The sequence below is a fragment of the Nostoc sp. NMS2 genome, from assembly GCF_017115105.1.
Lineage (GTDB): Bacteria > Cyanobacteriota > Cyanobacteriia > Cyanobacteriales > Nostocaceae > Nostoc.
The window spans coordinates 38,835-50,277 of record NZ_JABXKH010000025.1 but is presented as its reverse complement, the minus strand read 5'-3'; the positions used below and the strand labels follow the sequence as shown (position 1 = coordinate 50,277).

Sequence of the window (11,443 nt, the reverse complement as noted above, 5' to 3'; positions counted from 1 at the left end):
TCAACCTCTCGACCCTCAACGGCAGCAACGGCTTTATCATTAACGGCATCGCTGCTGGTGACAGCTCAGGCGACTCAGTCAGCAGCGCCGGCGACATCAACGGCGACGGCATTGATGACCTGATTATCGGGGCATTAAGTGCCGACCCCAACGGCAGCTATTCCGGGCAGAGCTATGTGGTGTATGGCAACGTTGCCCCCCAACTCGACCTCAACGGCAGTACCGCCAATGGCATTGATTTCAACACCACTTTTACCGGCAGTTCCGTCTCCCTTGTCGATACCGACCTGAGTTTAGTTGACCGCAACTCAGCTAACCTAGTTGGGGCAACTGTCACCATTACTAACCTTGTTGATGGTGCCAATGAAATCCTCTCTGCCACCCCCACAGGCAGCATCACCGCCAACTATCAAAATGGGGTTCTAACTCTTTCTGGCACAGGTACGGTTGCCCAATATCAACAAGTCCTCCGCACTATTACTTACAACAATCCGGCAACTAGTCCCAACACCACTGCCCGCACAATTACCTTTGTTGTTGATGATGGTGCGGCTCACTCCAATACCAGTGCGGTAGCAACGACCACATTGGCATTTAATCTCAATCGTCCCCCAACAGGTTCACCCACTGCCACATTAAGCAACACAGCTGAAGATACTGCCATCAACATTACTGCGGCTAGCTTATTAGCAGGTTTCAGCGATCCGAATGGCGATACTCTTGCTGTTACTAATTTAACTGCCAATAACGGTACATTGGTCAATAACAATAATGGCACTTATACCTTCACCCCAACTCTCAACTTTAATGGTACTGTCACCCTCAACTACGGTGTCAGTGATGGCACTGCTACTTTAAGTGGACAAAGCAATACTTTCTCTGTCACTGCTGTTAACGATGCCCCCGTGGCTGGTACTGACTCTTTAACTGCCACCCAATTTATCCCCACCACTATTGCTGTGGGCACCCTACTTGCTAACGACAGCGATGTCGATACAGGCGATGTGTTGAAGATTACCGGGGTTAGCAATGCCGTCGGCGGCGCGGTAGCCTTGTTCAACAATTTCACTCCTGCCAATTCTGCTGATGATTTCGTCGTCTTTGTCCCCACCAACAGTGGTACAGGCAGCTTCAAATACACTCTGACTGATAATCAAGGCGGCACTACTTTAGGTAGTGTCAACCTGCTAATTGGCTCTAGCCAACTCGGTGGTAATGGCAAAGATTCCCTCAACGGTAATGACGGGCCTGATTTGCTCGATGGCGGTAATGGTAATGACACCCTGAATGGTGGCAAAGGTAATGATACGCTGATTGGCGGCAACGGCAACGACCTGCTCTTGGGTGGGTTGGGAAACGATCAACTGATTGGTGGCAACAGTGGTGATACCCTGACTGGTGGCGGGGGAGTCAACAAGTTTGCGATCTTCAGTTTGGCTGAGTCACAGCTGAGTAACTTTGACCGGATCACCGATTTGCAAATTGGCACTGATTTGATTGATGGGCCAAATGCTGTCAGCGCGGCAAACCTTGCCGAGTTGGGGGCGGTGTCTGCTTTAACCCAAACCGCAATCAGTGGTGTACTGACCAATAGTAGTTTTGTTGCCAACCGCGCTGCCACTTTTAGCTTTGGTAGCCGCACTTTCCTGGCACTGAATAATAGTACAGCCGGCTTCCAATCTAGTAGCGATGCTGTGATTGAGATTACTGGGTTTAGCGGTAGTTTAACGAATTTAGCGATTGTTTAAGTACATGGTAGGGGCACGACACTACCCATACGTGTCAACTTTGAGCTTCAAACGTTTGTCCCACATACATTTTACCCCCCTTAATCCCCCCGATGGATTGGCTACGGTGTATATACATCTTTCTAGAAAACCAAAATCGTTGTAGATCCCCCTAAATCCCTCTTAAAAAGGGGGACTTTAAGAGCCTTTTTGCCCCCCTTTTTAAGCTACCGTGTATACACAAGTCAGCAGACCTCTCCCCAAACCCCTCTCCGACGCGGAGAGGGGCTTTGAATCTTACTCCCCTTCCCTCGCAGGGAAGGGGCTGGGGGTTAGGTCTGGGAGCGCTTTGAGCAAAATAAGTCACTTGTGTGTACACGGTAGCTTTTTAAGGGGGGTTGGGGGGATCAAAAGCTTATGGGGCAACTCTCAACGTTAAAAAAATTGACTTTGGCAAAGAGTTTTAGCCTTAACTGAACCTATTGATCTATATTTCCAGAAGCGATCGCATCTAATTTCTTAGGATCAAGTATGATAATCGTCCCACCACGACGATAGGCAACTACTGACTTGAGACTTTTAATTAACCGCACACATTCTTCGTAAGTAATGCCGCTACTGCGAGCCATGCGATAATAAGATAATTTGACTTTTAAACACTCGCCTTGTGGACTTAATTCAGTTCCCGATTCGGCAGCAAAATATTGAATTAATCTGGCAAGGCGAACAATCGCTCTTTCAGAAACTAATCCGTGGACTGTTTCATGCAATTGCTGAATCCGACTGTTAAACACCATCAGCATTTGTAATGCAATTTCAGGGTTTTGTCCAATCGCTTTTAATAAAGCATCTTTCTCTATAGTGAGAATCTCACAATCAGATTCAGCAGTTACAGTTGCCGGGGAAATTCCATTGCCTAATAAAGCAGGAGCCGCAAAAATTTCCCCAGCCGCTAAAGTGCGGAGAATCGTTTCTTTCCCCGTCATTGCTATTTTGGTAACTTGAATTGCTCCACTGGCAACAGCATAGAGTTTTGTTGGTAAGACATCACCCTCATGGAGAATAATCTCTCCTTGGCGATGGCGTTGCACCTGAGTGTAAGGTTGCAAATTTACTTTGTCTGCTGTTTCTAAACCTGCAAACACAATAATTTGCGAAAGTTGTTCCAGGGATGCCTGCATGATTAGCCTGATATCGCAAAGGCTGGACGATGATGAATCCAAGGATTAGCTGCTTCTAATTGTGCTGCTAGATTGATGAGGGTAGCTTCAGCCGCAGGTTTACCAATTAGTTGCACACTTATGGGTAAACCCTTACTATCAAAGCCTACAGGAATTGCGATCGCAGGTTGTCCAGTTGCATTCGCAGGTGGACAAGGGGCAATCCACTCAATAATATTTTGGAATGTCTCTTCTGGACTCAGCGAAGCCCATTCTCCAACGCGGATAGGTGAATGGAGATAAACTGGCAATACCAGCACATCCACGGTATCGAAAAACGCCACAATCTGCCGTGCCACAATCTGCATTTGGGAAACTGCTTTGAGATAGTCAGCAACAGAACCTGTGCGGGCAAATAGCCAGCGATTTAATGGTTGCAAGGCTTCAACAGGAAGTCCTGACGCAGCTACCCCAGCTTGCCAAACAATTTGAAATGGTTCAACTAAACCGCTAAAATCTGGGGATTTCTGTTCAACGTGGTGGCCGAGTTGTTCTAATAACTGGACTGTTTGACGGACACCTTGCTGACAGTTAGCATCAGCTTCTCCCAAAGGAGAAATGTTAGTATCAAAGGCAATTCGCAAAGCACCCAATTTTGTCTGAGTGGCGGCGAGAAATGATGGTTCGGGATTTGGCAACCAGTAAGGATCGCCTGTGACATAGCCAGATATAGTATCTAAAAGGGCAGCAGCATCAGCAACAGTGCGGGCGATGGGGCCGTTTACGGCAATTCCAGCGAGGCGTTCGCCTATGGGTGCTTTACTTACTCTGCCCCTGGATGGTTTGAGTCCTACCAAACCACAACAAGCCGCAGGGCCACGAATTGAGCCACCGCCATCAGAACCTTGAGCGATCGCACATAATCCTGCTGCTACCGCCGCCGCCGCACCACCACTGGAACCGCCAGGGGTGTATTCTAAATTCCACGGATTTCTCGCTGGAGGAAAACCCGTAGGTTCACTGTATGGAAATGAACCTAGTTCGGAAGTGGCTGTTTTACCGAGAATAGTAAACCCAGCTTGCTTAATCCGCGTTACAACCCCATCATCATAGTCAGGGATATTGTTCAGCAATGCTGGATTTCCATAAGTACAGGTAATATCAGCTACAGCATTTAGGTCTTTAATGGAAATTGGCACACCAAAAAATGGCGGTAGTTCTGAGGTAGTTGTCAATAATTCTGTCTTGGCTTTGGCATCTGCGATCGCTAATTCTGCCGTCACTGTAAAATAACTTCCTAATTGGGGATTTAACTGGCCAATCCGTTCTAAATATATTTCTACCAACTCTAGGGGGGATACTTCCCGGCGACGAATTAATTGCGCCAACTCTAGTGCAGGGGTAAATACTAAATCAACTTCATTCATAAGTTAGTGAATGGGTAATTTTGTCTTTCTCTGGAATTTTTAAACTGAAATTGTTACTTTACCAGGATTTGCGGGAATTATACATTTTATAGATCCTAAGATTTGTCACTCAACTAGGATGCTCAGATGTGTGGTTATGTTCTTACTCAAGCTATTTTAATTGTTTCGCATAAACTTTCGACAAATCCCTAAGAGGTATTTATGGCTAACCTAGAAATAGTTATTAGTGAATTGCCAACACTAATTCATAATCTAAAACTGACTATTGGCGATTCTAATAAAATCATGGAACAAATTATCTTGATCAATAATGCTCAAGAAGAACTACGAAATATTAAAAAATTAATTGCTCAGGAATTGAGATTGGAGAACGTCAAAAATTCTGCGATCGCTACACTTCCTAGAATAGGGACTGTAGCTAGTGTTGGATTCATAGATCCCGCGATCGCAGAAAAATTTGGACATTCAAAAACTAAAATCTCATTAATTGATTTACAATCCAAAATCGATGACTGGATAGAATGGGGTTATTTTTTGCAAGCAATAGCTGCTGATATTCTCAGTGATAACTATTTGGTCAATCAACTAAACTTTGATATTAATCATCTCAGCCTATTTGCACAAATTCAGGTAATTTCTGAAAATTTAAAAATTAACTTGGCCTTTGAAAACTCTCATGTTTTAGAGAATCAAGTTCAAAAAATTATCAATTCTCAGCAGGAACTATTACAATTAAAGCAAAAGTTAAATTATGTTTTTGATACTATTAAAAATAGTCATAACCTATTAAACATTTTATTAGGTGTGTCTGCTTTTTGTGGTAAGTCTGGCTTTGCGTTAGAGTGGTTAGATGATGACCACGAATTAATTATATCAAGTGATAACAAATTTCAAGAATTGACCGATATTCTTAATGAATGTGATTGTCTCCAACAACAAGTTGCCGCTTTAATTCTCCAGGGTAATATTTTAAATGGACAGGCAGAAGAAGCACTAAAAAAGATTGAAGAAGAAAGTAGTAATAAACCAATTATTAGCCCGTATCTAGAGACAGTACCAAAATATTGGACACCAAAAATAGTCCGTTCGGCTTTGATTATAGCTTCAAGTTTATTAATCTTGGGTTTTGGTGGTTGGAAACTTAAGGAGCAAAGTCCAAAATGGCAGCAGATGAGTCTAAATTTAACTCAAGAAGCAAGTGCAAATGCTAATTTTAAATCTGCTCAAAAAATCGGTATGGAAGCTGCTTCTCTAGCTCAAAATCCGCCGCATCCTCTAAAAGTCTGGCAACAAGCACAAAACAAATGGCATCAGGCAATAAACTTATTAGATAGCATTCCTGATGAAACATCCGTTTATGCTCAGGCAGAGAAAAAATTAGCTTACTATCAAATTAACTATAAATCTATCAGTCAAAGAATCTTAGTAGAAAAGCAAGCCTTAGTAAACTTAGAATCAGCCCAAAAACTAGCAATAGAAGCTAATATTTTGGTAAATAGTTTACCTCATTCGCTACTAGTTCGGCAACAAGCAAAATATAAATGGGTGCAAGCAATCAATTTATTACAAGCTATTCCAGAGAAGACATCTGTCTCTGCACAAGCTAAAGAAATGCTTACTATTTATAAAATTAATTATGCCGCTAATAGTCAAAAATAGCTGTTCTAAATCATTTATTAAAAATTAGATTCCCGACTTCTTAAAGAAGTCGGGAATCTAGACACCGCGAATTTTTACAAGTCAGATAGAATTGCTATGTAGCGGTTCTCAATCAGATGAGATACATCCTTAAAAACCACAGCTATTTTATGGATAACTTATTGCATCATTGCTTTCTTTGCTATAGCAATCTATGTATTCAGAATTAATCCACCCCTCCCTACCTAAAATTTTATTGTTTGGGCTATTAGTAACACGCACGTTAACCCAAGGCGTTGGGCGACCTTGAAGTGATACAATATCTGGCTTGAGTAATGTAATATTGTTGGCATTGTCTAAACCTGCTATTGACTTTCCGCCAGGTGTGGCACGTAAAGCTAATTGCCCCGATTGCAACCTAGTTACTTCGCAGAGTGCAGGCTTAACCTGAGCTACATTGCCACTACATTTTAGACTGCTACTACGCATCCAACCTTCTAATCCTTTTTGTTTAGGACTATTTGCATCGATAACGCTAAATATTTATTAAACGAACCGCAAAGTACGCAATGAAAGAGGTTAGTAAGGGAATTAATTATTAAGTGCAAGTTTACAGAGAATTTGTATTAGGCACAATCTATCAATTGCACCTACGTCATTTTTACTCCTATGTCTTCTCAAAAATAAGTATGGCACTTACGTAAAGATACACAGACTCAGGGGCAATTCATGAATTGCCCCCACTAAAAATCAGAGTTTTGGCTATTGCGTAATTCCTGAGATAATTACACTTTAGAACGATCGGTTAAAATCTCATAGCCAGTCTCTGTTACCAACACTGTATGCTCAAACTGAGCCGACAAAGAATTATCTACAGTGACTGCTGTCCAACGGTCAGATAATGTCCGGGTGTGTCTAGAACCCGCATTTAAAATTGGCTCAATTGCCAGCGTCATCCCCGCACGGAGTTTAACATTGGGCATCTCGCGGGTACGGTAGTTGAAGACTGAAGGTTCTTCGTGCAAGTTACGACCAACACCGTGTCCAGTGAATTCTTCGACTATACTAAAACCGTTAGCTTTCACATGATCTTCAATTGCTCCAGCTAAGTCAAGCAGGTATACACCAGCCTTTACTTGTTCAATGCCCTTAAATAAAGCTTCTTCGGCTACGCGAATTAATTTAGCAGCTTCTTGGGTAACTTCACCGACAGCAATTGAAATGCAAGAATCACCATGAAAGCCTTGGTAATAAGCGCCAGTATCTACTTTTAATACATCCCCTACGCGAATCACTTTTTTGGGACTAGGAATGCCATGCACTGCTTCATTATTAATACTGGAGCAGATAGAACCTGGAAAACCGTGATATCCCTTAAAACTCGGTGTTGCACCCATTTCACGGATACGTTTTTCTGCGTGAGCGTCCAAATCAGCCGTTGTCATTCCTGGCTTTACTAGCTCGGAAATTTCTTTTAAGACAGTTGCCACAATTGCTGATGATTGTCGCATGATTTCAATTTCACGCAACGATTTAATTTCAATTCCTCGTCCCCTTTTTTTTGATGTTGCAGGCTGAGTTGTTTGAGAAAGTAAATTACTGAAAATGTTCATAGGATATTAATAATTACTGGTGGCTTTGCCGATGAAGTATGAATTCTTTCTCTAGATTACTTGAGAAATAATATCTATAATTTAAGTTATTTCAATCCCTGATAAGGATTATTGCAGTTTATTCACTAATGTATACAGAATAACATATTTACTTACTACTGATGTTTTTGAATTCAATCAAAATTTGTTGCACACTATAGGATTTAGTTCAATTATCTTTAATTGAAACACTAGACGGCTATTAAATACTAAGTCGAATAATTTTTAATTCCTAATGGCAATTTCTCCAGTCATCCCTGCTTCCCTATGTCCTGGTATTGAACAACGTAAGCCATAAGTCCCAGATTTTAAGGGCACAAATACCCATTCTGCCTCAGCATCCGGCTTGAGTTCTAGTTCGTGAATGGCTCCTTTAATTTCTACTTTGCCTGCTTGGACTTTTTGTGTCCAGATGCCATCGGCAAAGTCTTTAGCAGTAAAATAGTGCTTCAGTTGGCTGGGATTGGTAAGCCGGAGTTGATAGCGTTTGCCAGCCTCGAATTCCAGATGATTTGGCTCAAATTTGAGTTCGTTAGCCGAATTACCCAAGCTAATTGTAATTTCTGTAGCTGGTTGCTTAAGCAAATCACCAGACAAATTTGCCGCCATTGCTGGAGTCGCAGTGATGAAATTTAAGCTCAGGAGCAACGTTAATATTACGTAGCTCTGCCGTAATATTTGCAGCCAAGAAATATTGGGAAAAGCAAGAGATGTAATTACAATTTGGTATAAATGGTTGTAAATTTTCATTGGTAGTTCTCAAAAGGCAACGCTGATGAGCAGGAACAATTAATAAGACTTATGCAGTGAAAACCTGAAACCTCTATCCCCCCTAACCCCCCCTTAAAAAGGGGGGAATCTGAAAAGCCCCCTTTTTAAGGGGGTTGGAGGATCGCTTCTGCGTAAGTCCTAAATTAATAGGTAGGAGGAAAAACCGCTTTACCTATTCTTTATTATCCATGCCCAGTGCCCATCTCTACCTAATGCTTTTCTTTTGTAATACAGATGGCCCAGCAGTAACGACTACGATTTGATCTGGGTGGAGTAATTCACGAGCCGCTTGATTAACTTGCTCAAAGGTGACTTTCTGGATTTTGTCAGTAAAGGTATGCAATTCTAGTTTATCTAATCCATACACCTCATTCATCAAAATTCTATCTGTTAATTCTTCTGGGTTTGCCAGGGAAACGTTGTAGTTGCTGATGAGGGTGCGTTTAGCTGTTTCTACTTCTAGGGCAGTGACACCTTGTTGATGGATTTGCTGTAGTATTTGACGAGTACTAGCGATCGCTTGACTAGCATCTTCTGGACTAGTTTGCATTTCTATCAAAAATGTGCCTGCGTTCTTCCCAGCTTGGAAGTAGCTATAAATTCCATAGCTCAAACCTTGGCGATCGCGTACTTCTGCACCCAGTCTACTAGATAAGGTATCGCCTCCCAAAATCTGGTTCAATACTAAGGCTGCATGAAACCGAGGATCGTAACGGTTAATTCCTGTGTAACCCATATATGTCACTGCTTGGGCTTTACCTGGTAAAACTGGGTTGACACTGACGATTTTCTCCGGCATTGATACCGGAGGATATTTTAATGTGGGTGCTTGGCCACTAACTTCCCAGTTACCAAAATCATTTTGAATCAGCGATCGCACTTTGTCTAGATCAAAATCTCCCACCAGCGCTAGCACTGTCGTATCTGGACGATAATGTTTAGCTTTGAAATCGATCGCATCTTGGCGCTGAATCTGCTTTAAACTCTCCTCTGTGGGAAAAGTATGTAAGGGATGTTTTTTCGGATAAATTGACTGCACAAATATTCTTCTGGCTACTTCTGATGGCTCATCTAATTCCAGTTGCAGTTCAGTTAAAGTTTGTTGGCGATGTAATTCCAATTCTTGTGCGGGAAAGGTACTATTTTTCACAACATCTGCCAATATCTCCAGAATGACTGGCAAATCCCCTGTTAAACTATCACCCTCGATATGCACACCTTCACGATGGACTTCAAAGTTTAGACTCGCCCCTCGTTCTGCCAATATTTTGGCAATAGTTAAGACATCTTTACTCTTAGTACCATTTAGCAAATTATCTGCCACAAAAGCAGCCAATCCTGCTTTATCATCTGGATCAAATTCTGTCCCGGCTTGAATGTGGCCGCTCAGGGTAACGGTGGGAGTACTATTATCAGGTAACAGTAATATCCGCAGTCCGTTGGTAAGTTTAAATTCATCGGGTAACACTTGTGCGATCGCATCTGTAGCCAAATCCACAGGCGGTAAGTATTTCACCACCTCAGAAGGAAGCACAGGCACGCCAGGAGAGAAATTTTCTGTAGTTTGGGCTGAGTCTGGTTTGTCGCCAACTCCTGTTATCTGCTTTTGAGTTGGTTCAAAAAAGCCTACTGTCCGGGCTTCTTTTGTGAGGTATTTGTTAATCACAGCTACAATATCCGTCGGCTTCACCAGACGAACAGCAGCCAAATAGCGCTCTGTGTAGTGATAATCACCAACAGTTGTCTCATCATTGCCCAATCGCATTGCTTGAGAGGTGATATCCCGATTACTCAAAATCACATCTGCTGTTAATTGGGTTTTGGCTCGTTCTACTTCCTCAGTTGTCACGCCTTTTTCTGCTACATTAGCGATCGCGCTGCTCAACACTGAGTCAATTTTTTTCAAATCTTTTTTAGATCCAGTCGTTACTAACACCTCATACCAGCCAGATTCTCGCAAACTGGTAACAGATGCTGTCACTTCACTAGCTAAACCTGATTCCACCAATGCCTGATAAAGTCTAGAATTCCGTCCCTCTGTAAAAATGTAATCCATCACATCCAGCGCCGGCACATCTGGTTGATTCGCATCTGGTAGTGGATACACAACTTGTAACAGTCGCCCTGCTCCTGGTTCTCGCAATACTATGGGGGATGAGGGAGATGAGGGAGAAATAACTCCTAACCCCTGCTCCCTGCTCCCTGCTCCCTGCCCCCTGCCCCCTGCCCCCTGCCTCTTCGGTAGTTTGCCAAATACTTCTTTAATTGTTTCTAGGGTATTGGCGGTTTGAAAATCTCCAACAATTACTAAGACAGCATTATCGGGACTGTAAAAATTACGGTAATATTTCTGTACTTGCTCAACTTCAAATTTCTCGACATCAGCTTTAGTACCACCTACAGGCAACCCATAAGCATGATTAGGAAACACTGCCTGCATAACGGCGCGGTTGAGGCGATATTCTGGACTATTTTCGTAACCTTGCAACTCAGAAATTACTACTCGCTTTTCACTCGCTAGTTGTTCTGGCTCAATCTGAGAATTTTGCATTCTGTCTGCTTCCAGCACTAAGAGCGCTTTTAGCTTGTTACGTTCGACAGTACCGTAATATGCAGTTTGGTCATAGCTGGTGAAAGCATTGGAATCACTACCCAAAGCACTAAACAAACGCCCAAATTGAATCGGACGATTTTTCGTGCCTTTAAACATGAGGTGTTCCAACTGGTGGGCAATGCCATTCACACCTGGTTCTTCGTTGCGTGAGCCAACCTTGTACCACACCTGCACCGTCACCACTGGCGCAGTATGCACTTCCTTTGTTATGACAGTTAGACCATTCTCCAGCACTGTCTTATGGACGTTTTCTGTCAGTGTTGAGGGCATTATTCTTTTTGCTAGCAAGGTTGACTGGTATTTTTCTTTGTTAGATATGGCTGGATGTCGGCTATTAGCAGGTTGATCGCTCAACAAAAAAACCGCTACTAGCCATAAGCTTAAAATTAATAACGGCAAGGGATATTTATAAAATCTAGACAATCCATACATGTACTTAGCAATATCTGTAAAT

The 11,443-nt window shown here is 42.5% G+C and carries 8 protein-coding genes; 2 read left to right on the top strand and 6 right to left on the bottom strand.

Annotated elements, in window-relative coordinates:
- A partial coding sequence (locus HWQ36_RS02140) for a cadherin-like domain-containing protein (RefSeq protein WP_292697616.1) occupies window positions 1-1,748 on the top strand: 1,748 nt, incomplete at its 5' end.
- Between the two features lie 458 nt (window positions 1,749-2,206).
- Here HWQ36_RS02140 and HWQ36_RS02135 read toward each other — a convergent pair.
- Window positions 2,207-2,908: a Crp/Fnr family transcriptional regulator gene (locus HWQ36_RS02135; protein WP_292697614.1), complete on the bottom strand. Its 702-nt coding sequence runs from the start codon at window positions 2,906-2,908 to the stop codon at window positions 2,207-2,209.
- Window positions 2,909-2,910: 2 nt separating this feature from the next.
- The gene (locus tag HWQ36_RS02130; RefSeq protein ID WP_292697612.1) at window positions 2,911-4,314 is read right to left on the bottom strand and encodes an amidase; all 1,404 of its coding nucleotides are present in this window, start codon (window positions 4,312-4,314) and stop codon (window positions 2,911-2,913) included.
- A gap of 201 nt (window positions 4,315-4,515) precedes the next feature.
- On the opposite strand from HWQ36_RS02130, the gene HWQ36_RS02125 reads away from it, so the two are divergent.
- Window positions 4,516-5,973, top strand: a complete 1,458-nt coding sequence (locus HWQ36_RS02125) for a hypothetical protein (RefSeq protein ID WP_292697610.1) — start codon at window positions 4,516-4,518, stop codon at window positions 5,971-5,973.
- A gap of 147 nt (window positions 5,974-6,120) precedes the next feature.
- Here the strand turns inward: HWQ36_RS02125 and HWQ36_RS02120 are convergent, their stop codons facing one another.
- From HWQ36_RS02120 to HWQ36_RS02105, 4 genes are all read right to left on the bottom strand, one after another.
- Window positions 6,121-6,441 (bottom strand): hypothetical protein, encoded by a 321-nt coding sequence (locus tag HWQ36_RS02120; protein ID WP_292697608.1) that lies wholly within the window; start codon window positions 6,439-6,441, stop codon window positions 6,121-6,123.
- Between the two features lie 296 nt (window positions 6,442-6,737).
- Entirely contained in the window at window positions 6,738-7,565 is an 828-nt protein-coding gene (gene map, locus HWQ36_RS02115) for a type I methionyl aminopeptidase (protein WP_292697606.1), read from the bottom strand.
- A 264-nt stretch (window positions 7,566-7,829) separates the two neighbouring features.
- Entirely contained in the window at window positions 7,830-8,354 is a 525-nt protein-coding gene (locus HWQ36_RS02110; RefSeq protein WP_292697604.1) for a plastocyanin/azurin family copper-binding protein, read from the bottom strand.
- A gap of 226 nt (window positions 8,355-8,580) precedes the next feature.
- Complete coding sequence (locus tag HWQ36_RS02105) at window positions 8,581-11,421, bottom strand: pitrilysin family protein (RefSeq protein ID WP_292697602.1); 2,841 nt, start codon at window positions 11,419-11,421, stop codon at window positions 8,581-8,583.
- Window positions 11,422-11,443: the final 22 nt, after the last annotated feature.

Bases quoted from the DNA above. Each gene is read 5' to 3' on its own strand.
- HWQ36_RS02135 (WP_292697614.1), bottom strand. From the start codon at position 2,908: ATGCAGGCATCCCTGGAACAACTTTCGCAAATTATTGTGTTTGCAGGT.
- HWQ36_RS02130 (WP_292697612.1), bottom strand. From the start codon at position 4,314: ATGAATGAAGTTGATTTAGTATTTACCCCTGCACTAGAGTTGGCGCAA.
- HWQ36_RS02125 (WP_292697610.1), top strand. From the start codon at position 4,516: ATGGCTAACCTAGAAATAGTTATTAGTGAATTGCCAACACTAATTCAT.
- HWQ36_RS02120 (WP_292697608.1), bottom strand. From the start codon at position 6,441: ATGCGTAGTAGCAGTCTAAAATGTAGTGGCAATGTAGCTCAGGTTAAG.
- map (WP_292697606.1), bottom strand. From the start codon at position 7,565: ATGAACATTTTCAGTAATTTACTTTCTCAAACAACTCAGCCTGCAACA.
- HWQ36_RS02110 (WP_292697604.1), bottom strand. From the start codon at position 8,354: ATGAAAATTTACAACCATTTATACCAAATTGTAATTACATCTCTTGCT.
- HWQ36_RS02105 (WP_292697602.1), bottom strand. From the start codon at position 11,421: ATGTATGGATTGTCTAGATTTTATAAATATCCCTTGCCGTTATTAATT.